At 71.7% G+C, this 24,636-nt stretch carries 27 protein-coding genes; 15 read left to right on the forward strand and 12 right to left on the reverse strand.

Annotated features, from left to right (window positions below):
* Positions 1-310, forward strand: a 310-nt coding sequence (locus Aut01nite_RS28125) for a hypothetical protein (protein ID WP_204037712.1), incomplete at its 5' end; no start/stop codon positions are given.
* Between the two features lie 106 nt (positions 311-416).
* On the opposite strand, the gene Aut01nite_RS28130 is transcribed toward Aut01nite_RS28125, so the two are convergent.
* Positions 417-1,655 (reverse strand): low temperature requirement protein A, encoded by a 1,239-nt coding sequence (locus Aut01nite_RS28130; RefSeq protein ID WP_052163490.1) that lies wholly within the window; start codon positions 1,653-1,655, stop codon positions 417-419.
* 76 nt (positions 1,656-1,731) lie between these two features.
* Between Aut01nite_RS28130 and Aut01nite_RS28135 the strand changes: the two genes are divergently transcribed.
* Entirely contained in the window at positions 1,732-2,526 is a 795-nt protein-coding gene (locus Aut01nite_RS28135; protein ID WP_052163491.1) for an alpha/beta fold hydrolase, read from the forward strand.
* Here Aut01nite_RS28135 and Aut01nite_RS28140 read toward each other — a convergent pair.
* A complete protein-coding gene (locus tag Aut01nite_RS28140; protein WP_043524020.1) occupies positions 2,467-3,234 on the reverse strand; it encodes a GbsR/MarR family transcriptional regulator in 768 nt (255 codons plus the stop codon). The genes Aut01nite_RS28135 and Aut01nite_RS28140 overlap by 60 nt on opposite strands.
* A gap of 200 nt (positions 3,235-3,434) precedes the next feature.
* Between Aut01nite_RS28140 and Aut01nite_RS28145 the strand changes: the two genes are divergently transcribed.
* Positions 3,435-4,103 carry a DUF4097 family beta strand repeat-containing protein gene (locus Aut01nite_RS28145; RefSeq protein WP_043524021.1) on the forward strand — a complete coding sequence of 223 codons (669 nt, stop codon included), beginning with the start codon at positions 3,435-3,437 and terminating at the stop codon, positions 4,101-4,103.
* A 95-nt stretch (positions 4,104-4,198) separates the two neighbouring features.
* A complete protein-coding gene (locus tag Aut01nite_RS28150) occupies positions 4,199-4,645 on the forward strand; it encodes a lamin tail domain-containing protein (RefSeq protein ID WP_043524022.1) in 447 nt (148 codons plus the stop codon).
* A 41-nt stretch (positions 4,646-4,686) separates the two neighbouring features.
* On the opposite strand, the gene Aut01nite_RS28155 is transcribed toward Aut01nite_RS28150, so the two are convergent.
* The 3 genes from Aut01nite_RS28155 to Aut01nite_RS28165 all read right to left on the reverse strand — a co-directional run bounded on the left by Aut01nite_RS28155 (position 4,687) and on the right by Aut01nite_RS28165 (position 7,079).
* Positions 4,687-5,727, reverse strand: a complete 1,041-nt coding sequence (locus tag Aut01nite_RS28155; RefSeq protein WP_152628602.1) for an ABC transporter permease — start codon at positions 5,725-5,727, stop codon at positions 4,687-4,689.
* 59 nt (positions 5,728-5,786) lie between these two features.
* A complete protein-coding gene (locus Aut01nite_RS28160; RefSeq protein ID WP_043524024.1) occupies positions 5,787-5,960 on the reverse strand; it encodes a CsbD family protein in 174 nt (57 codons plus the stop codon).
* 63 nt (positions 5,961-6,023) lie between these two features.
* Entirely contained in the window at positions 6,024-7,079 is a 1,056-nt protein-coding gene (locus tag Aut01nite_RS28165) for a LacI family DNA-binding transcriptional regulator (protein WP_043524026.1), read from the reverse strand.
* A gap of 137 nt (positions 7,080-7,216) precedes the next feature.
* Here Aut01nite_RS28165 and Aut01nite_RS28170 point away from each other — a divergent pair, with 137 nt between their 5' ends.
* Genes Aut01nite_RS28170 through Aut01nite_RS28195 form a run of 6 tightly spaced genes read left to right on the forward strand, consistent with a single transcriptional unit; the run spans position 7,217 to position 15,644 of the window.
* A complete protein-coding gene (locus Aut01nite_RS28170; protein WP_043524027.1) occupies positions 7,217-8,515 on the forward strand; it encodes an ABC transporter substrate-binding protein in 1,299 nt (432 codons plus the stop codon).
* Positions 8,516-8,517: 2 nt separating this feature from the next.
* The gene (locus Aut01nite_RS28175; protein WP_083998714.1) at positions 8,518-9,432 is read left to right on the forward strand and encodes a carbohydrate ABC transporter permease; all 915 of its coding nucleotides are present in this window, start codon (positions 8,518-8,520) and stop codon (positions 9,430-9,432) included.
* Positions 9,432-10,238, forward strand: coding sequence for a carbohydrate ABC transporter permease (locus Aut01nite_RS28180; RefSeq protein ID WP_043524028.1), 807 nt, complete (start codon positions 9,432-9,434; stop codon positions 10,236-10,238). The genes Aut01nite_RS28175 and Aut01nite_RS28180 overlap by 1 nt, the downstream gene beginning before the upstream one ends.
* Positions 10,239-10,244: 6 nt before the next feature.
* A complete protein-coding gene (locus tag Aut01nite_RS28185) occupies positions 10,245-12,116 on the forward strand; it encodes a glycoside hydrolase family 127 protein (RefSeq protein WP_052163492.1) in 1,872 nt (623 codons plus the stop codon).
* 12 nt (positions 12,117-12,128) lie between these two features.
* Positions 12,129-14,609, forward strand: a complete 2,481-nt coding sequence (locus Aut01nite_RS28190; RefSeq protein WP_201775476.1) for a beta-L-arabinofuranosidase domain-containing protein — start codon at positions 12,129-12,131, stop codon at positions 14,607-14,609.
* Positions 14,610-14,612: 3 nt separating this feature from the next.
* On the forward strand, positions 14,613-15,644 hold the full coding sequence (locus tag Aut01nite_RS28195; protein ID WP_052163493.1) for a LacI family DNA-binding transcriptional regulator: 1,032 nt from the start codon (positions 14,613-14,615) through the stop codon (positions 15,642-15,644).
* Here Aut01nite_RS28195 and Aut01nite_RS28200 read toward each other — a convergent pair.
* Positions 15,586-16,524: a DUF1152 domain-containing protein gene (locus Aut01nite_RS28200; protein WP_043524159.1), complete on the reverse strand. Its 939-nt coding sequence runs from the start codon at positions 16,522-16,524 to the stop codon at positions 15,586-15,588. The genes Aut01nite_RS28195 and Aut01nite_RS28200 overlap by 59 nt on opposite strands.
* Positions 16,525-16,674: 150 nt before the next feature.
* On the opposite strand from Aut01nite_RS28200, the gene Aut01nite_RS28205 reads away from it, so the two are divergent.
* Positions 16,675-16,905 carry a hypothetical protein gene (locus tag Aut01nite_RS28205; protein WP_043524029.1) on the forward strand — a complete coding sequence of 77 codons (231 nt, stop codon included), beginning with the start codon at positions 16,675-16,677 and terminating at the stop codon, positions 16,903-16,905.
* Between the two features lie 55 nt (positions 16,906-16,960).
* On the opposite strand, the gene Aut01nite_RS28210 is transcribed toward Aut01nite_RS28205, so the two are convergent.
* Complete coding sequence (locus Aut01nite_RS28210; protein ID WP_043524160.1) at positions 16,961-18,124, reverse strand: CaiB/BaiF CoA transferase family protein; 1,164 nt, start codon at positions 18,122-18,124, stop codon at positions 16,961-16,963.
* A gap of 25 nt (positions 18,125-18,149) precedes the next feature.
* A complete protein-coding gene (locus Aut01nite_RS28215) occupies positions 18,150-19,070 on the reverse strand; it encodes a hypothetical protein (protein ID WP_152628603.1) in 921 nt (306 codons plus the stop codon).
* Positions 19,071-19,269: 199 nt separating this feature from the next.
* Here Aut01nite_RS28215 and Aut01nite_RS28220 point away from each other — a divergent pair, with 199 nt between their 5' ends.
* From Aut01nite_RS28220 to Aut01nite_RS28230, 3 genes are all read left to right on the forward strand, one after another.
* Positions 19,270-19,443, forward strand: a complete 174-nt coding sequence (locus Aut01nite_RS28220) for a hypothetical protein (protein WP_173476653.1) — start codon at positions 19,270-19,272, stop codon at positions 19,441-19,443.
* 39 nt (positions 19,444-19,482) lie between these two features.
* Positions 19,483-20,214, forward strand: coding sequence for a CPBP family intramembrane glutamic endopeptidase (locus Aut01nite_RS28225; protein ID WP_043524031.1), 732 nt, complete (start codon positions 19,483-19,485; stop codon positions 20,212-20,214).
* A 116-nt stretch (positions 20,215-20,330) separates the two neighbouring features.
* The gene (locus Aut01nite_RS28230) at positions 20,331-20,630 is read left to right on the forward strand and encodes a MerR family transcriptional regulator (RefSeq protein ID WP_268871696.1); all 300 of its coding nucleotides are present in this window, start codon (positions 20,331-20,333) and stop codon (positions 20,628-20,630) included.
* A 92-nt stretch (positions 20,631-20,722) separates the two neighbouring features.
* On the opposite strand, the gene Aut01nite_RS28235 is transcribed toward Aut01nite_RS28230, so the two are convergent.
* Positions 20,723-21,076, reverse strand: a complete 354-nt coding sequence (locus Aut01nite_RS28235; RefSeq protein ID WP_152628604.1) for a hypothetical protein — start codon at positions 21,074-21,076, stop codon at positions 20,723-20,725.
* A gap of 121 nt (positions 21,077-21,197) precedes the next feature.
* Between Aut01nite_RS28235 and Aut01nite_RS28240 the strand changes: the two genes are divergently transcribed.
* Positions 21,198-21,518, forward strand: coding sequence for a hypothetical protein (locus Aut01nite_RS28240; protein WP_052163495.1), 321 nt, complete (start codon positions 21,198-21,200; stop codon positions 21,516-21,518).
* 404 nt (positions 21,519-21,922) lie between these two features.
* Here Aut01nite_RS28240 and Aut01nite_RS28245 read toward each other — a convergent pair whose 3' ends face one another.
* The 3 genes from Aut01nite_RS28245 to Aut01nite_RS28255 form a co-directional block, all read right to left on the reverse strand.
* The gene (locus Aut01nite_RS28245) at positions 21,923-22,246 is read right to left on the reverse strand and encodes an STAS domain-containing protein (protein ID WP_043524032.1); all 324 of its coding nucleotides are present in this window, start codon (positions 22,244-22,246) and stop codon (positions 21,923-21,925) included.
* Positions 22,247-22,708: 462 nt separating this feature from the next.
* On the reverse strand, positions 22,709-23,683 hold the full coding sequence (locus Aut01nite_RS28250; protein ID WP_043524033.1) for a pectate lyase family protein: 975 nt from the start codon (positions 23,681-23,683) through the stop codon (positions 22,709-22,711).
* 170 nt (positions 23,684-23,853) lie between these two features.
* Positions 23,854-24,630: an inositol monophosphatase family protein gene (locus Aut01nite_RS28255; RefSeq protein ID WP_043524034.1), complete on the reverse strand. Its 777-nt coding sequence runs from the start codon at positions 24,628-24,630 to the stop codon at positions 23,854-23,856.
* Positions 24,631-24,636: the final 6 nt, after the last annotated feature.

A 24,636-nucleotide genomic window follows, 5' to 3' on the forward strand; every position in this document is an offset into this window, starting at 1 on the left:
CGAGGTCGACTTCGCGGGCGAGGTGGTCGAGGACGTCGAGGTCGACTTCGCGGGCGAGGTGGTCGAGGACGTCGAGGTCGACTTCGCAGGCGAGGAGGCCGAGGACGTCGAGGACGTAGAGGACGGCGTCGTGGCCGAGGCGGACGCCGCGGCCTCGCTCAGCTTCGCGTTCACCTTGTCGGTGCCGGTGCCGATCAGGGCCTTGGCCTTCTCCTGCGCCTGCACGACCGTGGGGTGCTCGCCGACCTTGCGGGCCGTGGCCGCGATGTTCTCGTACTTCTCGCGGCCCGCCCGGCTACCGAGCACGTAACCGACGGCGACGCCGGCAGCCAGCTTGAGAAATCCCATGAACACTCACTCCAATGTCGAGATCCGGGCGGAGGTACGGGCTTCGACTTGCCCGTACCTCCGTGGGGTCAAACCTTGGCGACCTTGATCTCACCCTGCCGGTGCTGGTGGATGCCGGTGACGACACCCGCGATCAGCACCGCCGCGCACAGCCCGACGAGCACCGGCGGCGCCAGATCCAGCAGCATGATCACGGCGACGGCCGGGATGCCGAGACCCGGCCAGATCAGGACCGCGTGGTAACGCCGGGACAGCACGCCCTGGATGAGGGCCGCGCTGATCAGGTATCCGGCCAGCCCCGCCCCGAGCACCCCGCGGGTCCCGGCGCTGAGATGGCCTTCCGAGCCGTGCACGATGGCGTGTTCCAGCCCGACCGCCACGGCCGCCAGGCTGACGGCGACCGGCAGGTGGGCGTACACGTAGAAGTCGTGGACCCCCTGCCGGGTCCGCTCGCCGCCCTCCTGCACCAGACGCCGTTTCGCGGCGCCGCCGGAGAGATCGAAGTAGGACCACCACAGCGCCGCCGACAGCAGGAACGCGGCGAGCGCGGTCACCACCACACCGCCGCCCCACTTGCCGTCGTGCAGCCCGTGGACGGTTCCGGCCACCGATTCGCCGAGCAGCAGGATGACGAAGAGGCCGAAGCGTTCCGGCAGGTGCTCCATGTGCAGCGGCGGCGCGTCCGGCACCCGGGCGGCCACGGTGGGCCCGATCAGGTCGACCAGCACGCCGACGGCCCACAGGACGTAGCGGCCGGGCGCGGCGACCATCAGGGAGATCAGCCAGAATCCGGCTCCGGCGGAGTGCCCGATCAGGTACGGCATGATCCCGGTCCGGGTCTCCGGCAGGTCCACCCAGACCCGCAGATAACCCACCACAAGCACGATCCGCAGCGTGACGTACCCGAGCGCGAACCAGGTCGCGCCCGAGCCGGTGACCTGGTCGGTGGAGGCGGCCATCACGATGACCCCGCCCATCCCGGTGAGGGTGAGCAGCCGGAAGATGGCGTCGTCGGTGTCGAACCGGTTCGCGTGCAGGGTGGTGCTGGCCCATGCCCACCACCCGACGGCGACGATCGCGGCGAACTTCAGCCCGCCGGCGACGGTCTCGTTCTTCGCCAGCACGTCCGCGCACTGGGCCACGAACAGCACGAACGCCAGGTCGAAGAAGAGTTCCAGCCGGGTGGCGGAGCGGTTGGACTCCTGGTTGACGTCGGGCTCGCGGACGAGTTGCCGTTCCTCCTGGTCCTCTTTATCGAGGCGGGCGCGGTCCTCGGGCGACGGCCCGGCTTTCGGTTCTGCTGACACGGCTTCGCCCTACCCGCGCACGTCTTTGGTCAACCTGGGTAAAGGCCGGTCTGTGAAACTGCGAAAGATCGCCCGCATGGGTACGGGTGACGAGCGCCTGGCCCTCGCGGCGCCCGCCCCGGCCCGCGGGTTCACCAGCCGGTTCCGTGACGTCGGCGGCCTGCGGCTGCACGCCCGGGTCCGGGACGGCTCCGGCGGCCCCGCACATGTGCTGCTGCACGGCCTGGCGGTGTCGCACCGCTATCTGATGCCGACCGCGGCCGCTCTCCCCGGCGACGTCCACGTCCCCGACCTGCCCGGTTTCGGGTTGTCCGCGCGTCCCCGGCGGGTCCTCGACGTCGGCGAGCACGCCGACGTCGTGGCCGCGTGGATGGACGCCGCAGGGCTGAGCTCCGCGACGCTGATGGGCAACTCGTTCGGCTGCCAGGTCGCCGTGGAGATCGCCGTCCGCCGGCCGGACCTGACCGCCGCCCTGGTGCTGGTCGGCCCGACCGTGGATCCGGCCGCCCCGACCCCGGCCGGGCAGGCGTTCCGGTGGCTGCGCGACGTCGCCTACGAGGATCCGCGGCAGGCCCGGATCATCGCCCGCGATCTGCGCGACGCCGGGATCCGCCGGGTGTACCGGACGTTGCGGCACAGCACCCGGCATGCGATCGCCGAGCGGCTGCCGCTGGTCGCCGCGCCGGTGCTGGTGCTGCGGGGCGAGCACGACCGGATCGCCCCGCCGGAATGGGTCGCCGCGCTCACCCCGGACGGCAACCGCGGCACCGTGCCGCTGGCCGCCCACAACGCGATGACCACGGCCGGGCGGTCAATCGCGGCTCTCGCCGTCTCCGCCGCTTCCGCCGGAGGCGTCGGGTACGGGGGGTGACGGCTGGGTGTAGAGCACCGCACGCGCCTGCTCGGCCGCGCGCAGCGTGGTCTCGCTGACGAAGGCGAGGAACCGGGCGATGTTCTCCAGGCGGTTGCCGGCCGGGGTTCCGGAGCCGAGCACGCCCACGCCCTGCCGGGAGGTCTCGACCACCCGGGCCAGGGCCCGGGCGCTGGCCAGGGTCGCCTGGTACCACACGTCGTCGTCGATCAGGTAGCGCTCGCGGCGGCGTTCGTCGCGCTCCCGCCGGACCATGCCCTGGCTCTCCAGGAAGGTGACCGCCTTGGAGATGGACGCCGGGCTGACCTGCAGCCGGGCGGCGAGCTCGGCGGCGGTGAGGCTGCCGGTGTCGGTGATGTAGAGGCACGCGGTCACCCGGGACATCATCCGGGGCATGCCGGACTGGATGAACACGCTGGTCAGCGTCTCCTCATAGGCCGCGACGGCGGCGGCGTCGCGGCCGTGCGCCGGCGGGACCGCGGCCGGTCCCCGGGCGGTGGGCTGCCGCCGGCGGCGGGCCCGGTGCTCGGTGGCGTGGTGGGCCAGGTCGGCACGGTAACCGGTGGGGCCGCCGTTGCGCATCACCTCCCGGGTCACGGTCGAGGTGGGTCGGTCGAGCCGCCGCGCGATCTCCGCGTAGGCGAGACCGTCGGCCAGGCCCAGCGCGATCTGCTGGCGTTCCTGCGGAGTGAGTCTGCCGCCCGGCATCGCAACCTCCCATGGAGCGTTCACCGTCAGTTCATTGCAATGCTATCAGACCCGTCGTTGCATTGAATTCCGAGCCGTTGCAACGATTGCACGCATATGAGCTGCAGCAATGGCTGGATAGTGCAACGAGTCTGTTGTCGATACTTGGAAAGCAACGTAGCTTTTCACTCATCGGAAACAACAAGCCGCAGGAGAGAACGATGCCGAACTTCAACACCCCCGCCGCCGTCGCCGCCGTCCTCGACCTCCCCGCCGGCAACATCCGGATCATCGCCGCGGACCGGGCCGACAGCACCGTCGAGGTCCGCCCCGCGGACGCCGGCAAGGACCGTGACGTGAAGGCCGCCGAGCAGGTCGAGATCGACTACCGTGACGGCGTCCTGCGGGTCACCGCCCCGGTGCGGAATCAGTACTTCGGCGCCTCCGGAGCCGTCGAGGTGACGATCCAGCTGCCCACCGGCTCCCGGATCGAGGCGAAGGCCGCGACCACCGACTTCCGGGCCGTCGGGCGTCTGGGCGAGGTGACGGTCGAGGCGCCGCAGGCCACCGTCAAGATCGACGAGGCGAGCGGAGTGCGGGTCACCGCCTCGGCCGGGGACATCGCGATCGGCCGGCTCACCGGGCCCGCCGAGATCAGCGTCGAGAAGGGCGACATCCGGATCGACGAGGCCGTCCGCGGTGACCTGGCCCTGACCACCACGTACGGCGAGGTGTCCGTCGGTGTCGCCGCCGGCGTCTCGGCGACCCTGGACGCGGGCGCCGCGCACGGCCGGGTGCACAACGCGCTGAGGAACACCGAGGGCGCCGGCGCCCCGGTCACCATCAAGGCCACCAACGGGTACGGCGACATCACGGCCCGCAGCCTCTGACGGCCGACACCCGGGCGTGTGGATTTCGGGCGCGAGAGACGACCGGAGTCCACACGCCGGGTCTACTGGGGGCACCGAGACAACGAGGAGTTCACGTGCGCCGTCTTCTTCCCGCGATCACCGCCGTCACGATCGGGGCCGTCACCGGGCTGGCCTCGCCCGCGCAGGCGGCGCCCGCCCTGCGGTTCCACAGCGCCCAGTACGACTCGCCGGGCACCGACACCCGTACCGTCGCCAGCCTCAACGCCGAGTGGATCTCGCTGGTGAACTCCGGCTCCACCGCCGTCGACCTGACCGGCTGGCGCATCCACGACAAGTCCCGGACCTACACGTTCGGCAAGGTGCGCATTCCGGCCAGGGGTGGCCGGCTGTGGCTGCACACCGGCAAGGGCGCTGACAGCGGAACCCGCCTGTACTGGAACTCCGGCAACTACGTCTGGAACAACACCGGCGACACGGCCACCCTGCTGACCAGGACCGGCGCCACCCATCACACGTGCACCTGGGCCCAGCGAGCCGGCCGCACCGTGGTCGGCTGCTAGATCCGGTGTGGTGGGCCTCGCCTCGCTCCCGAACGCAGGACCTACGGGAGGCCGGCGAGGCTCTTGCGGTGGCGGTAACCGGCGATCAGGTTGACCGCGCCGAGGACCAGGGCGCCGGTTCCGGCGTAGAGAGCCAGCGTCAGGATCGGGGTGCCGATCGGGGCGTCGGGGAAGTAGAGGACGCGGCGGAGCAGGGTGGCGCCGGCGCCGGGTGGCAGGGCCTGGCCGAAGTCGTGCCAGAAGGCCGGCATCAGCGGGCCGGCGGTGGCGGCGCCGCTGATCGGGGCGCCGATCAGGAAGTAGAGGAGGCCGCCGATGCCGGCGCCGGCGGTGCCGATCAGGGACACCAGGGCGCTGGTGGAGGCGGTCGCGGCCAGGTTGATCAGGGCGAGGCCGAGCATCAGTTCGAGGAAGTCGACGTGGTCGCCGACGCCGAAGCCGCGGGCCAGGCCGGCGATCCCGGCGCCGACGCACAGCGCGTAGAGGATCAGGAAGATCAGGGGGAGTTCACCGCGGGCCCAGTCGGCGCGGTAACGGGGGACGAGGCGGCCCAGGCCCATCGAGCCGATCGTGCCGCCGAGGATCACCACCTGCAGCATGATGCCGAGGCCGCCGCCGGCCGAGTCGCCGGACGGCAGGGGAGTGGTCTCGGTGACCGTCGGGGTGGCCCGGCCGGCGAACGCGGTGGTGACCAGGCCGGTCAGTGTGGCGGCGACCTGCGGGGACGCGGCGGTGGACTTGAGCAGTTCGACGCCGGTGGCGGTGACGATCAGGGCGCCGTAGACGTCCAGGCGGCCGATGCCGGTGAGCGCGGCGTCCCGGCTGTCGTACGTGGTGACGTCGAGCGCGTCCCCGGCCTGCTGTTCCAGGCTCTGCCGGGTGCTGTCGGCGCCGACGTAACCGAACGGGATGTGGTGCGGTGTCGGCGCGTGCGAGATGCTCAGCAGCGCCGATCCGAGCAGGGCGACGATCACGACACCGAGGGCGGCGAGCGCCGCCGAGCGTACCCAGAAATGCTGTTCGAGCCGTTTCTCCTCGGCTTTCGGCAGCACCTGGGTGGCGTCGTCGTCCCTGTCTGACACGTACCGAATGCTGTCACGGACCCGGGGACGTGTCCCCGGGTCCGTGGAAACTCAGCGACTCAGGACTTGAAGACGTCCTTGATCTTCTCGCCGGCCTGCTTCAGGTTCGAGGCGCGCTGGTCGGCCTTGCCTTCGGCTTCCAGGCGCTCGTCGTCGGTAGCCTTGCCGACACCTTCCTTGACCTTGCCACCGACCTCTTCAGCCTTGTTGTCGACCTTGTCGTCGAACGCCATCGGGCACCTCCATAGGTCTCAGGTGTACGCAGGAGGAGTACCCCGCCACGGAAGTCCCAACCGTCAGCCGGTGGACTCCCGCGTGACCAGCCGGCATGGCACGGTCTCGGTGCCCGGGGCGAGCGCGCCCGAGGCGGAGGCGCCCGAGGCGGAGGCGCCCGCAGCGGAAGCGCCGGAACGGAGGGTCCCGTCGATCGCGGCGAACAGGCGCTGGGCGGCGAGCCGGCCGAGCTGTTCCAGGTTCATGTCGATGGTGGACAGCGGCGGGCGGGCGTTGGCGGCCAGGATGTTCCAGTTGTCGAAGCCGATCACCGCGACCCGCTGCGGGATGTCGAGTCCTTCCTGGTGGAGCACGTCGAGGACGCCGCGGGCGATCTCGTCGGAGCCGGCGAAGACGGCGTCGACGCCGGGGTCGCGTTCCAGCAGCATGCGAGTGGCGCTGCGGCCCCACGCCTCGGACCAGGATCCGAACCAGACTTGGTCGCCGGCCAGCTGGAGACCCTCCTCGGCGAGCCGGGCGAGGGCGCCGGTCGCGCGGTCCTGGGCGGCGCCGTAGGTGGCGTCGCCGGTGATGTGGGCGATGCGCCGGCGGCCGTGCCGGATCAGGTGGTCGACGGCGAGCCGGCCGCCGCCGACGTTGTCGGTGACCAGGGACAGGTCGGCGGGATCCTCGGACGGCGAATACGCGTAGATGACCGGCACCGGCAGGTCGCGGCCGAGTGAGGGGCGGGCGTCGGGCCGGGCGCCGACCACGATCAGGCCGTCGACCCGGCGGGACAGCAGGGCGCGCAGGTGGTGTTTCTCGCGGATGGCGTCACCGCGGGCGTCGCAGAGGAACACCGAGGTCTGGTCGGAGCCGAACGCGTCCTCGGCGCCCATCAGGATCGGGATGGAGAACCGGCCCTCCAGGTCGGAGGTGAGCAGGCCGACGGTGCCGGTGCGCTGTGTGATCAGGCCCTGGGCCAGCGTGTTCGGCGAGAAGTTGAGCTGCTCGGCGGCGCGGATGACCCGGTCGCGGGTGCTGGCGCGGACCTGGGGCTGGCCGTTCAGCGCTTTGGAGGCGGTCGCGATGGAAACCCCCGCGAGCTGGGCGACGTCACGCAAGGTGACCGGTCCCATCGACGCTCTTGACAACAGTTTTTCCTCCGTATTACGTTCCTGAAAACCTTTTCGGCATCTCTAGATCCGCTTGACCAGGTGCCCAGCGTACCTGCTGACCGCTCGGACCGAAACTCACCGAAAATCGGAGGTACTCCGTGCGCCACAACAGGTTGAGCAGGGCGATCCTGGCCGGGCTGCTCATGACCACGATGGCCGCCTGCGGCGACGGCGGCGCACAGGGCACCGCCGCGCCGCCGGCCGGCGCCGGTGTCGAAGGGGTCGACGACGGCTCGAAACTGACCCTGTGGACCCGGGCGCCGCTGGAGTCGCAGGCGAAGGCCCTGGTGGAGGCGTACAACGCCACGCACAAGAACCAGGTCGAGCTGACCATCGTGCCGAACGACGACTACGTCGCCAAGGTCGGCGCGGCGGCCGGCAGCGGCGACCTGCCCGACCTGTTCGCCGCCGACATCGTCTACGTGCCGAACTGGACGAAGTCCGGCCTGTTCCACGACCTGACCGAGAGCATCGGCCAGCTGTCCTACGCCGACGAGATCAACCAGGGGCACGTGCGGGCCGGAACGTATGAAGGCAGGAAGTACGTGCTCCCGTTCGTGCTCGACCTGTCGGTGATCTTCTGGAACAAGGCGCTCTACCGGGAGGCCGGCCTCGACCCGGAGAAGGGCCCGGCCACCCTGGACGAGTTCAAGGAGCACGCCCTCGCCGTCCAGAAGCTCGGCAGGACGGACGTCCACGGCACCTACTTCGGCGGCAACTGCGGCGGCTGCAACGTCTTCACCTGGTTCCCGATGATCTGGGCCAGTGGTGCGGAGGTGATGGCCGACGACGGCGGGAAGTCGCTGCTCGACGGCGCGGCCGCGCAGAAGGTCTACCGCACGTGGCGGGATCTGCGGGCGGCCGGGGCGATCGCGCCCGGCGCGAAGGACGAGACCGGCGCCACCTGGGTCGCGGCTTTCCAGGAGGGCAAGGTCGGTGTGATGCCGTACCCGGCGACCCTGCTGCAGACGGCGGCCAAGACCGTCGACGTCGGCGTCACCGCGATCCCCGGAGCCTCCGCCGGAACCGGCTCCACCTTCGTCGGCGGTGACGGCATCGGCATCTCCAAGGACTCGGAACTGACCCAGCAGGCGTGGAACTTCCTGTCCTGGCTCACCTCGGAGGCCGCCCAGGTCGAGGTGCTCGCCAAGAACGACAGCAGTGTCGCCCGCACCGACCTGGTGGACAACCGGTACGCCGTCGAGGATCCGCGCGTCGTGACGATCAACAAGACCGCCGCCGCGCCGCAGAGCAGGACCCCGGTCGCCGTCAACTTCCAGCAGGCGTTCAACGCGCCGGGCAGCCCGTGGGTCACCCTCCTGCGCAATCAGGTGTACGGCGACGCGTCGAGCCTCGCCACGGACAACGAGGCCCTGACCAGCGTCCTCGCCCAATAGACATGACGACCAGCCTCACCGGGACCGAGGAGCGCCGTGCTCCGGCCGTACACCGCGAGGTCGTGCGCAAGCGGCGCGGACCGCGACTGACCGGATGGGCCTACGCCGCGCCCACCGCGCTCTTCGTCCTGATCTTCTTCGTGGTGCCGACCGTGCTCGTCGCGCGGATGTCGGTGTCGGACTGGAACCTGTTCGCCGGCGACCGCGGCTACAACGCGCCGGAGAACTTCACCGCCGCCGTCCAGAACCGGCTGTTCTGGCCGGCGGTCGGGTTCACCGTCAAGTACACGCTGGTGACCACGGTGATCCTGCTGGTGCTGGCGCTCGGGCTGGCGCTGCTGGTGCAGGAGTCGAGCCGCTGGTCCGGGTTCCTGCGCACCGCGTTCCTGGTGCCGTCGGCGCTCGGGCTGGCGTCGGCGTCGCTGCTGTTCTACGCCCTCTACTCGCCACAGAGCAGCCCGCTCGGCTTCCTCGGGATCTCGTTCCTCGGCACCCCGGCCGGCGCGCTCTGGTCGACGGTCGTCCTGATCGTGTGGCGGTTCGCCGGGTTCTACATGCTGTTGCTGCTGGTCGGGCTGCAGGGCATCTCCGGCGACGTGTACGAGGCGGCCCGGCTGGACGGCGCGACCCGGTGGCAGACGTTCCGGTACGTCACCCTGCCGCTGCTGCGCTCGTCCCTGGCACTGTGCACGATCCTCTGCGTCACCGGCTCGATGCTCGCCTTCGACCAGTTCTACCTGCTCACCAAGGGCGGGCCGGACAACAGCACGATCACCATCGTTCAGCTCGTCTACAACCTGGCCTTCCAGGGCGCCAACGACCTGGGCCGGGCCGCCGCCCTGTCGATCCTGATCCTCGGCGCGCTCCTGGTCGTCAACCTCGTGCAGTTCCGTGGCCTGCGCGGTAGGGAGAACTGATGTCGCGTACTCCGCGGTATGTGCTCACCGGCGGTCTCGCCGTCCTCTTCCTGGCGCCGCTGCTGTGGGCGGCGATCGCCTCGGTCAGCCCGCAGCCCGGCACCCGGCAGATCGACGGCTGGGGCCTCGGCAACTACCAGACCCTGGCGAACTACCAGGCCGGGATCGGGCAGTACCTGCTCAACTCGACACTGGTCGCCGGGATGACCGTGCTGTTCACCCTGTTCGTGTCGCTGCTCGGCGGCTACGCGTTCGCGATGTTCCGGTTCCCCGGCCGCAACGTGCTGTTCCTGCTCACCCTGGCCATCCTGATGGTCCCGTACGCGACCCTGTTGATCCCGCTCTACGTGCTGCTCAACGACCTCGGCCTGCAGAACTCGCTGGTCGGGCTGTCGCTGGTGCTGACCATGTTCCAGTTGCCGTTCGCGGTGTTCATGATGCGCATCTCGTTCGAGGCGGTGCCCAAGGAGCTCGGCGAGTCGGCGCTCGTCGACGGCTGCGGCAGCCTGCGCGCCCTGCTGCACATCCTGGTCCCGGCGGTGCGGCCGGGCCTGATCACGGTCGGCCTGTTCGCCTTCCTGGCCGCCTGGAACGACTTCATCACCCCGCTCGTGCTGATCAGCGACTCCGGCAAGCTGCCGCTGCCGCTGGCCGTGGCGAACATGCGCCAGCAGGTGATGGGGATCGTCGACTACGGCGCCACCGAGGCCGGCGTGGTCGCCCTGGCACTGCCCTGCATCGTGCTGTTCCTCGCCCTCCAACGGCACTACGTCCGCGGTTTCATGTCCGGCGCACTCAAAGGTTGAGCACCCATGACGATCGAAGAAGTGACCGTGACCGGGGAATGGATCCGGCGCGGCGGCACTCCCGCGGCCCCGAGCACCGGCCGGCTGCGGCCGCTCGGCCTCGGCGAGGTGACCCTGCGCCCCGGCTTCTGGCAGCGGCGGCGTGACGTCAGCCGGACGGCGTCGTTCGCGCACATCGAACACTGGCTGGAGAAGGCCGGCTGGCTGCCCAACTTCGACCTTCCGTCGGGCCTGCGGCGGGGCCGGGAGTTCTCCGACTCCGAGGTCTACAAGTTCCTCGAAGCCCTGGCCTGGGCCGACGATCCCGCGCTCGAGGACCGCTACCGGGCGATCGTGGCCCGGGTCGCCGCCGCCCAGCAGCCCGACGGCTACCTCAACACCAACTTCGGCCGCCCCGGCCAGGCGGCCCGCTACAGCGATCTGGAATGGGGCCACGAGCTCTACTGTCACGGCCACCTGATCCAGGCCGGGGTGGCCCGGGCCCGCACCCACGGCCACGACGACCTGGTGACCGTGGCCGTGCGGGCCGCCGACCACGTCTGTGACACGTTCGGCCCGGACGGCATCGCCTCGGTATGCGGGCACGCGGTGATCGAGACGGCGCTCGTCGAGCTGTACCGGGTCACCGGCGACCGCCGCTACCTGGAACAGGCTCGGCTGTTCATCGACCGGCGCGGCCGGCCGGTGCTCGACGACATCGAGTTCGGGCGCGCCTACTTCCAGGACGACGTGCCGATCCGGGAGGCGCGGTCGCTGCGCGGGCACGCGGTCCGGGCCGTCTATCTTGCGGCCGGCGCTGTCGACCTGGCGGTGGAGACCGGCGACGACGGGCTGCTCGACGCGATCGACAGGCAGTGGCGGCACGCGGCGGCGCGGCGCACCTACCTCACCGGCGGCATCGGATCCCGGCACCAGGACGAAGCCTACGGCGACGACTTCGTGCTCCCGCCGGACCGCGCCTACCAGGAGACCTGCGCCGGTGTCGGCTCGATCATGCTGGCCTGGCGACTGCTGCTGGCGCGCGGCGACGCCCGCTACGCCGACCTGATCGAACGGATCCTGTTCAATATCATCGCCACCTCGCCGGCCGACGACGGCACCCGCTTCTTCTACGCCAACACCCTGCACCAGCGGGTTCCCGGCGCCGAACCGGCGGCCGGCACCCAGGTCCCGCGGGCCGCGTCCAGCCTGCGCGCCTCCTGGTTCGCGGTGTCCTGCTGCCCGACCAACCTGTCGCGCACCTTCGCCAGCCTGGCCGCCTACGTCGCCACCAGCGACGACGACGGCGTGCAGATCCACCAGTACACGCCGGCCTCGATCACCGCGGGCGGCGTCGAACTCGACGTGGACACCGCCTATCCCGACGACGGCCGGGTCACCGTGCGGATCGTCCGCACCCCGGACACGCCGTGGACCCTCGCGCTGCGGATTCCCGGGTGGGCGACGGAGGCGACGGTGGACGGGATTCCGGCGGCTCCGGGCTACGCCCGGATCACCCGCCGCTTCGTCGCCGGGGAGACGATCGTCCTGGATCTCGCGGTCCGGCCCCGGGTCACGGTCGCCGACCCCCGGATCGACGCGGTACGGGGAAGCGTCGCCATCGAACGGGGACCGCTCGTCTACTGCGCCGAGTCCGTCGACCTGCCGCCGGGGGTCGCGCTCGACACGATCCGCCTCGAGCCCGGCACTGACCTGGTCGAACGTGACGGTGCGGTGATCGTCACCGGTCGCGCCGTGCCCGTCGACGACGATGCGTGGCCGTACGCCGCACCCGGGGTTTCTGATGCCGGGACCGCCGTCGAGATCCCGCTGTACCCGTACCACCGCTGGGCCCGTCGTGGCCCGTCGGCCATGCGCGTCTGGATCCCCACCATCTGAAAGGACGTCCCCATGCTGTCCCGTCGTCAGATGCTCCAGGTCGGCGCGGCCACCGCCGCCGCCACTTTTGTCGCACCGCGTGCCGCCGCCGCGGCCCCGGCGTCCTGGAAGGCCGTCCCGTTCGGCCTCGACCGGGTCACCCTGCAACCGAGCGTCTTCACCGAGAAACGGGACCGGATCCTCGCCTACGCCCGCGCCTACCCCGCCGACCGAATCCTGGCGAACTTCCGGGCCGCCGCGGGCCTGGACACGCTCGGCGCGCAACCGCCCGGCGGCTGGGACGACGCGACCGGCAACCTGCGCGGCCACTACAGCGGCCACTTCCTGTCGCTGCTGGCCCAGGCCTGGGCCGGGACCGGCGAGGCGGTCTTCAAGTCCAAGCTCGACTACCTGGTCACCGGGTTGAAGCAGTGCCAGGACGCGTGGGCGGCCCGGGCCGGTCAGCCGGGTTCCGGGCCGGTGCCGCCGACGTGGACGGCCGACGGTCTGGCGCTGTCCGGCAGCGGCCAGTACGTGGGCCTGCCGGACGCCACGATCGACGGCCTGACCCGGGCCACCATCGCGATCCGCCTGCGGATCAGCGAGCTGCGGACCTGGTCACGAGCATTCGACTTCGGTACGGGGACCGGCGTCACCATGTTCCTGACGGTGCACGACGGAACCGGCCCCCGGTTCGCGATCACCACCTCCGGCAGTGGCGGTGAGCAGCGCATCAGCGGCTCCACGCCGCTGCCGGTGGGCCGGTGGGTGGATCTGGCGGTCACTCTCGACGGGCGGGTCGGCACCCTCTACGTCGACGGGGCCGTGGCCGGTACCAACACGGCGATGACGCTGACCCCGGCCGCGCTGGGCGCCCCGAAGAACAACTGGATCGGCCGGTCCCAGTACGCCGATCCGTACCTCAAGGCCACCGTCACCGAGTTCCACCTGGCCGACCGGGCCCTGACCGCCGCCGAACTCGCCGCCGGGGCGCAGGGGAACCTGATCCGCTACCGGTTCGAGGAGACCTCCGGCACGACCGTCCACGACTCGTCCGGCCGCAACCGGCAGGCGGCCGTCGTCACCGGCGTCGGAACGGGAACGCCCGGCCCCAGCCGCGCCGGATTCCTCGCCGCCTACCCGGAGACCCAGTTCATCCAGCTCGAACAGTATGTGACGTATCCCGCGATCTGGGCCCCGTACTACACCTGCCACAAGATCATGCGCGGTTTGCTGGACGCGCACATCCTGACCGGCAACGCCACCGCCCTCACCGTGGCTCGCGGCATGGGGGAGTGGGTGCACAGCCGGCTCAGCCGGCTGCCCCGCGCTCAGCTGGACCGGATGTGGTCGCTCTACATCGCCGGCGAGTACGGCGGCATGAACGAGGTGATGGCCGACCTGGCCGCGCTCACCGGCGACGGCGCCTTCCTGACCACGGCCACGTACTTCGACAACACCCGGCTGCTCGCCGACTGTGTGGCCGGGACCGACACCCTCGACGGCAAGCACGCCAACCAGCACATCCCGCAGTTCCTCGGCTACCTGCGCATGTACGAGCAGGGCGCCGGCGCGGACTACCGGACCGCGGCGGCGAACTTCTACGAGATGGTCGCCGGGCACCGCACCTACGTGCACGGCGGCACCGGCCAGGGCGAGGTGTTCCGCGGCCGGGACGTGATCGCCGGCAGCATCTCCGGCGACACCAACGCCGAGACGTGCGCCGCCTACAACATGCTCAAGCTCGCCCGGAACCTGTTCCTCCACACGCCGGCCGCCCGGTACCTGGACTACTACGAGAAGACCCTGGTCAACCAGATCCTGGCCTCCCGCCGGGACGCCGAGAGCACCGACGATCCGCTGGTCGCCTACATGGTCCCGGTCGGGCCCGGGAGCCGGCGCGGGTACGGCAACATCGGCACCTGCTGCGGCGGCACCGGACTGGAGAACCACACCAAGTACCAGGACACCGTCTACTTCCGGTCACCGGCGAACGACGTCCTCTACGTCAACCTCTACATTCCCTCGACGCTGCGCTGGACCGAACGCGGCGTCACCGTCACCCAGACCGGCGACTACCCCCGCACCCCGTCGTCGACCCTGACGATCACCGGGGCGGCCCGGTTCGACCTGCGGCTCCGAGTGCCGTCGTGGGCGCGGGCCGGGTTCGCCGTCACCGTCAACGGCGGCGCCGTCGACGCCCCGGTGACCGCGGAGGGCTACGCGAGCCTCGACCGGACCTGGGCGGCCGGCGACCGGGTGCAGGTCAGCTTCCCGTACCGGCTGTCGGTCGAGCGGGCCGTCGACGACCCGAGTCTGCAGGCCCTGCTCTACGGCCCGCTCGCCCTGGTCGCCACGTCGTCGTCCACCGGCTACCTGAACCTGCCCGCCGACCTGCCCGGCACCGTCCGGCCGGGACCCCGGCCACTCACCTTCACCAGTGGTGACGTCACGTTCCAGCCGTTCTTCCTCGGCGACACGGCGGCCTACCACGCCTACGTCCGCCGCGCCTGAGCCGTGCGCGCCCCCGTCCTCAAGGACGTCGCCCGGCTCGCCGGCGTGTCGGTGCAGACCGTCTCCCGCGTCGTCAACGACAACCCGAGCGTCCGCCCGGAGACCCGGGCCCGGGTCCGCGCCGCCATGCGAGCCCTGAACTACCAGCCCAACCTGGCCGCCCGCACCCTCGTCACCCGGCGGTCGCGCACCCTCGGAGTGATCACCCCGGTCTCCGGCACGCTGCTGTACGCCGTCGAGGACGCGGCCCGCCGGGCCGGGTACCACATCGGCGTCACCGGCTGCGCCGGCCCGGACGACGGCTTCGTCCGGGCGGCGCTGGCCCGCCTCCGGGACCAGGCGGTCGCCGGGACGATCCTGATCGCGCCGGTCGCCGGGGTCCGGCAGGCGCTCAGCGAGCCGCAGCCGGTGCCGTTCGTGGTGGCCGGTGATCTGCGGGATCTGCCGAGCGTCGCCGTCGACAACGCCCTCGGCGCCCGCCAGGTGACCCGGCACCTGCTGGGCCTCGGCCACCGTACGGTCCACCACGTCTCCGGCCCCGCCGGTGACCCGGAGGCGACGGAACGCCGATCCGGCTGGCAGCAGGCGCTGCTGCGGGCCGGCCGCCCGGTCCCGGCGCCGCTCGCCGGTGACGGCACCGCCCGCTCCGGTTACCTGGCGGGCCGTGGACTCGCCGCCGACCGGTCGGTCACCGCGGTATTCTGCGGCACCGACCATCTGGCCCTCGGTGTGCTCCGTGCGCTCGCCGAAGCCGGCCGTCACGTGCCCGGCGACGTGAGCGTGGCCGGGTTCGGGGACCTGCCGGAGTCGCCCTACCTGTGCCCGCCGCTGACCACCGTCCACCAGGATCTCGACGCGGTCGGCCGGGACGCCGTCGCCGCCCTGCTGCACCGGATCGACACCGGCGGGGACGCCGGGATCCGCCGCCACGCGCCCCGCCTGGTCGTCCGGGCCAGCACCGCCCCGCCGGCCGGCGTCAATGCGGAAATGGCACTCTCGGGCGTGGCTCGATCTCGTCGCGGAACCGTTCGATGATGTGGCTGACCTGCAACATGTCGTCGGTCCCGCGGATCCGGTCCAGGTAGAGCGAGCGGGCCGCCAGCCCGGCCAGGTCGAACGTGAAGTACATCGCCATCAGCGGGTTGACGAAGAGCGGCGAGCCGCCGATGCGCTCGTCCACCGGCACGTCACCGGCCGCTCCGGTCAGGGCCGCCGCGATCTGGCCGTTGACGATGCTCGCCCGGCCCGGCGTGGCGATCCGGGCGTGTTCGACCGCGTCACGGTAGAGCGCCGCCTCCCGGCCGTGGGACGGCACGGTGAACGCGCCCAGATAGGCGCCGTCCCGGTCGAGCGCCGCGATGTTCTCCAGAACCTGCACGTGGTTCACGCCGTGATAGGCGTCCACGCCGAAACCGATCGACGCCACCAGCCTGACCGGCACGGGGGTGGCGGCGACCGCGGCGAGACTCGTCGCGTCCTCCACCGGGGTGCCGAGCGCGGCCTCGTCGCCACGCATCAGAATGTCGGTGCCACCGTCGACGAGAACGATCGCGTCGAGGTCGAGGCGTCTCGCCAGCCGCCGGTATGCACGGCGCAACGGCCGGACGCCGGTGCGCGGGAACGCGTACACGGTCGACGGCAGGGCGTGCCGGCGCAACCATCGAGCCAGGGTGCGCTCCGGGAAGTAGACCTCGTGCGACGCGGTGTCCGCGGTGACCGCCGCGACGCCCTCGTCCCGCCGGAACCCCTGCTCCAGCCCGTAGAGGTTCACCAGCGACAGACTGCCGAAATGCACGGTCCGGCCGGCCGCCATCAGGGACAGGCCGAGCGGCAGGCCGGCGTAGACGTCGAAACCGCCGCCCGCCCCGGCGATCAGCACCCGCCGGGCGTCACCCAGCGCCTCGAAGAACGGCATCCGCCACACCGCGTCATGATGCCCACCATGGTCGCCGTCCGCAGCCGGATATTCGAACCGGTCGCTCCCGGATCCGCTCGGCGTCCGCATCGGTCCGCCCGGCTCGCCTCGGGGCTGCCGGATCCGTCGGGGCTTCTCTAGGCTGGCGGCATGCGACAGGCGCTCAAGGATCTGACGTTCACCGAGCACTCCGAATGGTTCGGACTGGGGCCGCTGGCTCTCGCCGTGCCGGCCGGTGTCCGGGCGTTCCTGACGGACGATTCGTTCGCCCGCGCGGTCTGGATCGCCATCTCCGCCGTCCTGCTGACCCTCTGCGCCGTCTACGTGATCTGGTCCCGGCGAACGCGCTCCGCGGAGACGACCGGGCCGGAAGCCCGTTAGCCCGCTCTCGGACCCCGCATCATGCGCCGGCGCGTGGGTCGTACCAGGAAGGTCTTCAGGAAGAGCGGCCCGGGTGGGGCAGCGGCGTCCCGGCGGGCCGGGTGAGCCAGCCGCGGACCGCCGGCGTGTGCTCGCCGAGAGCGGGCGGGGATGACGGCGGTGCGGTGGACGCGCGGGTGTAGGTGATCGGATGGCGGATCTGGGAGTCGCCGGACGGCAGGGTGACCAGCGGGTCCAGGCCGTGGGCGGTGGCGTGGGCGATCGCGTCGCCGATGTCGCCGACCAGGCCGGCGGGGACACCCGCCGCGGTCAGCCGTTGTTCCCAACGGGCGGCGGTGTCGGCGGCCAGGGCCTGTTCCAGCGCGGTGACCAGGGCCGCCCGGTGCGCGACACGGTCCGCGTTGGTGGCGAAGCGGGGGTCGGCGGCCAGCCCGGGAACACCGATCTCGGTGCACAGGCGGGTGAACTGGCGGTCGTTGCCGCAGGCCACGGCGATCGGGGCGTCGGCGCAGCGCAGCGTCTCGTACGGGGCTATCGACGGGTGCCGGTTGCCCATCCGGGCCGGGGCGACGCCCGTGGTCAGGAAGTCGGCGGCCTGGTTGACGAGGCCGCCGAGCAGGCTGGACAGCAGGTTCACCTGCACGTGGTCGCCCTGGCCGGTACGGGCCCGCCGGTGCAGTGCGGCCAGGATGCCGATCGTGGCGTCCTTGGCGGTCAGCACGTCGACGAGCGCCACCCCGACCTTGGTGGGTTCGCCGCCGGGGTCGCCGGTGATGCTCATCAGGCCGCCGACCGCCTGCACCACGAAGTCGTAGCCGGGCAGGTCGGTGTCCGGGCCGAAACCGGTGACCGTGCAGTAGACGACGGCCGGGTTGATCGCCGAGACGGTGTCGTAGCCGAGCCCGAAGGAGTCCATCCCGGCCGGCCGCAGGTTGTGGATCAGCACGTCGGCGCGGGCGGCCAACTCCCGCGCGGCGTCCCGGTCGTCCGGGCGGGACAGGTCCAGGGCCAGGCTGTACTTGCCGCGGTTCAGCCCGTCGAAGTACGCCGACGAACCGGCCGTCCACGGCGGACCCCAGCCGCGGGTGTCGTCGCCGCTGCCGGGGCGTTCCACCTTCACCACCGTGGCGCCCAGGTCGGCCAGGGTCATGGTGGCCAGCGGGCCGGCGAGGACGCGGCTGAAGTCGGCCACCAGGAGGCCGTCCAGGGGAGCGGTCATCTTCGGACCGTACACACCGGGGTGGTCAGTCGCGTCCGATCTTCAGGGAGCCGATGCCGGCTTCGGCGTCGATGTCGAGGCCGGGCCGGTCGTTCGGGTCGCCGTCGCGGACCGTCTCGCCGCCGCGGACCCCGCCCCTGTCGTGGCCGTAGACGGTCAGCGCGCCGGCGCCGCCGCCCAGCGCCACCGTGACCGGCACCTTCTCGGAGGTGCTGATCCGCCAGGTGTGCACGCCCGCCCCCATCCGCAGCCGCCAGACGACGGTGTCGCTGAGCAGCACGTCGACCCGTCCGGAGCCGGAATCGGAGCCGTCCGGTTCGGTGCGGACCCGGAGGGTGCCGTCGGTGAACCGGGCGTCCACGTCGAGACCGGAGTCCTTCGGGGTGGTGACGCGGAAGGTGGCGCCGTCCAGGTCGGCGGTGCGTACGGAGAGTTCGGTGACGCCGGTGACCAGCTCGAAGCGGGCGGCGGTGATCGGGGGCGGAGGTTTCGGCGGGGCGGTGGTGGGAGCCTTCGGCGCCGGCGCCTCGGCCGTCGGGGCGGGCGGCGGTTCGGCGGGTGACTCGCTGGGGGCGAGACTGACCGGGACGACGGCCGTCGTCGGGGCGGCCGCGACGGGCCGGGGTTCCTCGGGCCCGGTCAGGGGCCGGGACAGCAGGAACGTGCCGACCGTGACGACGGCGGCCAGCAGGGTGGCGAGGACGGCCGGGCGACGGTTTCCGGTCGTGACGGTGGTGGCCCCGGGTCCGCTCGGTTCCGGCGGCTGTCGCCCGGCGTCCGGCCAGTAGTCGGCGATGTTCGGCAGGTTCAGCGGCGGGCGCCGGGACACGGCGGCGGCTGGCGGCGTGAACGGATCCGGGTCGGCGACCGGCTCCGCGTGCCCCTGCACGTATCCCGCGATCCGCAACCGCGGGCGCGGCTCGCCGTCCGCACCGTTCCGCTTCACCACGCCGTCCCCCAGGACCGTCGATGTGATTCCCCGTGCAGGGTACGGACACACAGAGTCGACGGTTCAAAGGGCGACGGATCGATGACGGACGGTACGCGTGTGGGCGGTCAGGCCTCGTCGCCGAGCGCGATCAGGATCTCCCGCAGCGCCTCGATCGCCGCCCGGCTCGTCTCCGGCCCGGGCCGCCTCCTCCGCCTTGGCGATCCCGGCGGGGAACACCGGCGCGATCGTCACCTGCCTGGGCACGTCCGATGTGCACACCGTCATAGTCGACGGCCGGATCGTCAAGCGTGCCGGCCGGCTGACCGCCCTCGACCTGCCCGAACTCCGCCGTGCCAACGCGGAGCGACTTACACGTTTCGTTGCGTAACGAGCGGATTGTGCCGGCGCAGGATAGGCTCCTTTCCTCGTGTCCTCCGGTAACCTCCACCTCTCCCGCCGCCGGCTCGCTCTCGTCCTCGGAGCGGTCGTGGTCATACTGGCCGCGGTCAATGTCGCGAACCGGTTCGGCCCGCCCGGAACCGGCCTGGTCGCCGGTCCCCTGGTCGCCCTCGTGCTGGTCCTGCTCGGCAGGCGGGCCGGCCTCACCTGGCACGATCTCGGGCTGTCCCGCAGCACCCTGCTGCCCGGCCTGAAATGGGCGATCGGATCGGTCGCCGTGGTCGCCGTCGTCTACGCGATCGGGGCGGCCGTCCCGTTCACCCGGCCCGCCTTCCAGGACGTCCGCTACCACCTGCACCTGAGCGCCGCCCTGCTGACCGCGTTCGTGGTGGTCCCGCTCGGCACGGTCCTCCTCGAGGAGGTGGCGTTCCGCGGCGTGCTGCTGGGGCTGGTCAACCGGCACCGCGGCGCGGTCTGGGCCAGCGTCACCTCGTCGGTCCTGTTCGGCCTGTGGCACATCCTGCCGTCGCTGCGCCTGAACAGCGCGAACGAGGCCGTCGGCTCGGCGTTCGGCACCGGCGTCACCGGTCAGTTCCTGGCCGTCGCCGGGGCCGTCGGGTTCACCGCCCTGGCCGGCCTGCTGCTGTGCGAGCTGCGCCGCCGCAGCGGCAGCCTGCTCGCCACCGCGGCCCTGCACTGGGCCACCAACGGCCTCGGCCTGCTGATCACCGCCGGGCTGGCCACCGTCCGTTTCTCCTGACGTACCGCTCGAGTCTCCGCAGATCCTCGTCCCGCGCCGGCCACCGTCCGGTCCGCGCACGCCGGCACCTGGGCACGTGATCATCGCCGTGTGACGGCGAGGGGAACCTGCTCCGGATCGGCGACGCGGCCGCGGCGGCCGGGACGACCCCACGGGCGGTGCGCTACTACGAGGCCGACGGGCTGCTGCCGCCGCCCGGGCGGACGTCGGCGGACCGGCGGGTCCACACCGGCAAGGACATCGTGCGGGTACGGGTGATCCGCGAACTGCCGTCCCTCGGCCTGACCGTCGCCGACCTCCGCGCCTGCGCCGACCGTCTCGACCTGCTCGACGGCGACGCCCTGCCGGCCGGGTCGGCGCGCCCGGAGCCCGCGCCGACCCGGCCGGGGTCGCCGCCCGCCGTATCGCCACCCTGACCGCCGAGATCACCCGGCTCACCGGGCTCCGCGACCGGCTCGCCGCCCTGCCCGGCGTCCAGGGCGGCGAGGGGCCACCGTCCGGCTGAGGACTACTTGCACGCCTCGGCGAACTTGGTGCTCGCCTTGCTGAAGGCGCCCGCGTCCGGGACCTCGGTCGCGCCCGAGCTGAGGATCCGCCCGAAGTCGTCCATCGAGGCGGCCAGCTCGTTCGCCGCCGTCTCCACGTCGCCGCCGGCCTTCTTGCCCTCTTCACGGACCTTGGCGGCGCCGTCGGTGTACGTCTTGGCGAGCCCCGTCGGGTCGGCGATCTGCCCCATGCCCTTGCTGGTGATGCCCTTCAGCTCGGCCGTGATCGCCTCGCAGGCGGCGGAGTCCCCACCGGAACAGCCCGTCACCATCGTGGCGAACATGACGGCAGTGACGGCAACCTTGAGTGAACGCAAGGTCCCTCCCCGTGTTGATGTTGATGAATATGTGAGCAGGCACCGTAACAGCGCGACCCGCCCTCCCGCCGGTAGGGTCCGATTCCCGCCACTTCCCCTCGGCCGCCGTCCGGGAGCACCCATGACCCCACCCGAGCACTCGGTGAACCTGACCTACGCCCTGTCGGACGACGGCTTCGGGGCCCCCGGCGAGCGCGACGCGGTGCGTGCCCACCAGGCGCGCCTGGCGGACGTCATCGAGGCGGCGGGCGCCGGCGAGGTCGACGGCCACGAGTTCGGCGGCGGCCGGGTGGTGATCTTCGCGTACGGGCCCGATGCGGACCGGCTCTTCGCGGCGATGGAGCCGCACCTGCGGGCCCTGCCGAACCGGCCGGCCCATGCCGTGCTCCGGTACGGCGATGTGGACGACCCCACCGCCACCGAGCGCCGTGTGGAGCTGTGACCCGGATTCTTCTCGACGTTCTGTGGGACGTCGCCGTCCTGGACCGGCGAGACCGCGACGATCATCAGCAGGGCGGTGAGCACCTGCCGGGGCGCCAGGTGCTCCGGCGGATGAGCGCAGGCGCAGGTTGCAGGCGACGGTGACCGGGAGGGCGAAGCCGAGGCCGATCACGGTGCCGGTCATCCGGTCCCCGGCGCCGGCGGCGGGCGAGGCGAGGCTCCGCCACACCTGGAGGATCAGGAGCACGAGGAACAGGCTGTCCTCCAGGGCGAGACCGCTGCCGTTCCACCGCCGTTCGACCGGGAAGTCCAGGCGCGGTGATCAAGCACGAGTTCTTGTCGTACCCGAGCGGCATGATGTCGGCATGCCGCTCGCGGGACCGGCTCAGGCGTTCCGGGTGGTGGTTACAGAATGTGACGGATACGGCTCAGGGGGACACCGGCGGCGGTGAGGAGGCCGGCGAGACTCGCGGAGGTGTGATCGAGGAAGACGGCGACCTGATGATCGTCGCCGAGGAGGCAGGCGGCGGCGAGGGTGCCCAGGTTGATCGCGTCGAGTTCACGGATGTCGGCCAGGTCGAGGACCAGACGGGCGGGGCGGGTGTGCCGGATGGTGTGGACCAGGGTCCGCTGCAGGCCGGCGGCGTCGTCGGGGTCGAGAAGGCCGTGGGGGTGGATCACGATGGTGCCGTCGGAGTTGGTGATGACGTCAAGGGTGCTGGCGCCCATCGCGGAAACCTTCCGTTAACCGGATCTTTGCGCGGCGTCAACGTTAAGGCGTCCGGCGGGGTGCGTCGAGCGAAGTCGGGAAAGTTCACCTGGGCATAGCGCGTTCACAGGTCGACGGTGACACTCGGTGAGGGGATGGCGGGATGGCGGGATGGCGGGATGGCGAAAGGGGCGCCCCGCACGAGACGGCCACGGCGGGCGGAAAGGGCGCTCTTGCATGAGGCGGTCGCGGCGGGCGGCAAACGATGCAGTCCCGGGCGATGCAGTCCCGGGCGATGCAGTCCCGGGCGAGGCAGGGCCGGAGCGGGTGAGCACGAGCAGCGCGAAGACGAAGCCGAAAAAGGCGGCAAAAGGGCGGCCTTGAGCGAACCGGGCGGGGCGGAGGGCGGCTGCTATACCGCGTACCACGCAAAGGGGTGCCCGCTCGCCGTGAGCGGGCACCGCCGTGAGGTGATCGCCTGCCTAGATCTTGCCGGTGCCCGCCCCGGCGGTCACCGTGGCCTTGACCGTGTTGTTGGCCTCCGGGGTGTAGGAGTAGGGGATCGCGGCGACGCTGGCGCCGTTGCGGACCTGCTCGGTGCCGGAGTTGACCCGGTAGTTGTTGAGGACCTTCAGGTTGCCCGGGTCCGAGTCGCCGGTCTGGGTCACCGTCGGGGTGGCGACGTTCTCGAAGTAGTTGCGTTCGACGAAGACGCCGGCGTTCTCGGTGGAGGCGACGCCGTACGACCCGATGTTGCTGTAGTAGTTGTTCAGCACGTGGACCGGGTTCGCGAACCGGACCCGGGGGTGGCGCTGGCCGGTGCCCTCGAACCAGTTGTGCACATAGGTGACGCGCAGGCGCCCGGTGTCCTGGGAGGCGTTGTCGTCGCTGTGGCCGAGCAGCATCGACTTGTCGTGGTGGTGCAGGCGGTTCCAGGAGACCGTGATGAAGTCCGAGCCGCGCTTGATGTCGATCAGGCCGTCGTAGCCGTTGGACAGGTCGTTGTGGTCGATCCACACGTTCGTCGTGCTGTCCTGGATGTTGATCGAGTCGTCGCCCGCGTTGCGGAACACCAGGTTGCGGATGATCACGTTGCGGACGCTGTCCAGGTTGAGGCCGCCGCCGGTGATCCCGGAGCCGGACCCGACGCCGATGATCGTCTTGTTGGAGGCGACCGCGTACATGCCGGAGATGCTGATCAGGCCGGACACCCGGACGGTCTGGGACGTGCCGGAGCTCAGCGCCGACTTGAGCGCCGACGCCGTCGTCACGGTGACCACCGTGGACGGCGAGCCGCCGGTGGTCCCGCCGTTGAGGCCGGCGTAACCGACCGGGCTGTTCTCGTAGGCCAGGGCCGGGGACGCGCCGGCCACGGTGAGGCCACCGGCGGCCAGAGCGCTCGCCGCCAGGGTTGCGAGGACGGTGCGGCGGCGGGGGCGGAACGATGATGCGGACATGGGGTTCCTTCCGTGGGGGACGGATCGGATCGACGGAAGACGCTGCCCGCTGGCCGGGGGATTCGACCGTACGCTGCGGGTAAGCGCTTTCCCCGGCCGACGGTAAGCGCTGCAATCGACACTTGTCAATGGGCCCGATGTTCGCGTCCCGCCGGCGCGGCCGGCCGGGGTCAGGCGGCGGCGCGGACCCGTTCGGCCAGCTCCGGCCACAGTGCCGGGCCCGCGCCGATGGTCAGCTCGGTGGAGAAGTCCGGGCCGTGACCGCCGAGGACCACCCCGGCCTCCCGCGCGATCAGCGCGCCGGCGGCGATGTCCCACAGCTTCGTGTCCAGTGCCAGCCCGCCGTCCAGGCGGCCGCAGGCCTGATAGACCAGGTTCAGTGCGGCGGGGATCCGGCGGATGTCCCCGGACAGCGGCAGCAGCTCGCGGATCACCCGGCCGGCCCGGTCCTTCGTCCGCGGGTTCGGCTGGAAGCTGACACCGATCAGGGCCTCGGCCAGCGGCGGCCCGCTCGACGCCCGGATCGGCTCGCCGTCGAGGAACGCGCCGCCGCCGTCGAGAGCGCTGAATGTCTCACCCGCGGCGGGATCGTGCACGATCGCCATCCGGGCGTGATCGCCCTGGTAGAGCGCGATGCACACCGACCACGGGCCGGTGCGGCTGATGTAGTTGCGGGTGCCGTCCAGCGGATCGACCACCCAGGACCAGCCGCTGTCGCCCGGCCTGCCGTGCCCCTCCTCGGCCTGGACGGCGTCGTCCGGCCAGGCCGCGGTCACCGCGTCGACGATCAGGCGCTCGCTGGCGATGTCGACGTCCGAGACGACGTCGTTGGCGTGCGCTTTCGGGGCGCCCATCGTCAGGGTGTCACGGCGGTCCAGCTGGAGCCGGCCCGCCCGCACGGCCAGGTCGGCGGCGAGGTCACGGGCGGCGATGAGATCTCGATCCATCCCGGC

This window comes from Actinoplanes utahensis (assembly GCF_016862455.1).
Lineage (GTDB): Bacteria > Actinomycetota > Actinomycetes > Mycobacteriales > Micromonosporaceae > Actinoplanes > Actinoplanes utahensis.

What these genes read in the sequence shown, in the direction of transcription:
- Aut01nite_RS28200 (WP_043524159.1), bottom strand. Translation starts at nt 16,524, where the DNA reads ATGCCGTTCTTCGAGGCGCTGGGTGACGCCCGGCGGGTGCTGATCGCC.
- Aut01nite_RS28185 (WP_052163492.1), top strand. Translation starts at nt 10,245, where the DNA reads ATGACGATCGAAGAAGTGACCGTGACCGGGGAATGGATCCGGCGCGGC.
- Aut01nite_RS28240 (WP_052163495.1), top strand. Translation starts at nt 21,198, where the DNA reads ATGACCCCACCCGAGCACTCGGTGAACCTGACCTACGCCCTGTCGGAC.
- Aut01nite_RS28180 (WP_043524028.1), top strand. Translation starts at nt 9,432, where the DNA reads ATGTCGCGTACTCCGCGGTATGTGCTCACCGGCGGTCTCGCCGTCCTC.
- Aut01nite_RS28190 (WP_201775476.1), top strand. Translation starts at nt 12,129, where the DNA reads ATGCTGTCCCGTCGTCAGATGCTCCAGGTCGGCGCGGCCACCGCCGCC.
- Aut01nite_RS28135 (WP_052163491.1), top strand. Translation starts at nt 1,732, where the DNA reads ATGGGTACGGGTGACGAGCGCCTGGCCCTCGCGGCGCCCGCCCCGGCC.
- Aut01nite_RS28245 (WP_043524032.1), bottom strand. Translation starts at nt 22,246, where the DNA reads ATGGGCGCCAGCACCCTTGACGTCATCACCAACTCCGACGGCACCATC.
- Aut01nite_RS28145 (WP_043524021.1), top strand. Translation starts at nt 3,435, where the DNA reads ATGCCGAACTTCAACACCCCCGCCGCCGTCGCCGCCGTCCTCGACCTC.
- Aut01nite_RS28140 (WP_043524020.1), bottom strand. Translation starts at nt 3,234, where the DNA reads ATGCCGGGCGGCAGACTCACTCCGCAGGAACGCCAGCAGATCGCGCTG.
- Aut01nite_RS28175 (WP_083998714.1), top strand. Translation starts at nt 8,518, where the DNA reads ATGACGACCAGCCTCACCGGGACCGAGGAGCGCCGTGCTCCGGCCGTA.
- Aut01nite_RS28165 (WP_043524026.1), bottom strand. Translation starts at nt 7,079, where the DNA reads ATGGGACCGGTCACCTTGCGTGACGTCGCCCAGCTCGCGGGGGTTTCC.
- Aut01nite_RS28250 (WP_043524033.1), bottom strand. Translation starts at nt 23,683, where the DNA reads ATGTCCGCATCATCGTTCCGCCCCCGCCGCCGCACCGTCCTCGCAACC.
- Aut01nite_RS28205 (WP_043524029.1), top strand. Translation starts at nt 16,675, where the DNA reads ATGCGACAGGCGCTCAAGGATCTGACGTTCACCGAGCACTCCGAATGG.
- Aut01nite_RS28160 (WP_043524024.1), bottom strand. Translation starts at nt 5,960, where the DNA reads ATGGCGTTCGACGACAAGGTCGACAACAAGGCTGAAGAGGTCGGTGGC.
- Aut01nite_RS28255 (WP_043524034.1), bottom strand. Translation starts at nt 24,630, where the DNA reads ATGGATCGAGATCTCATCGCCGCCCGTGACCTCGCCGCCGACCTGGCC.
- Aut01nite_RS28210 (WP_043524160.1), bottom strand. Translation starts at nt 18,124, where the DNA reads ATGACCGCTCCCCTGGACGGCCTCCTGGTGGCCGACTTCAGCCGCGTC.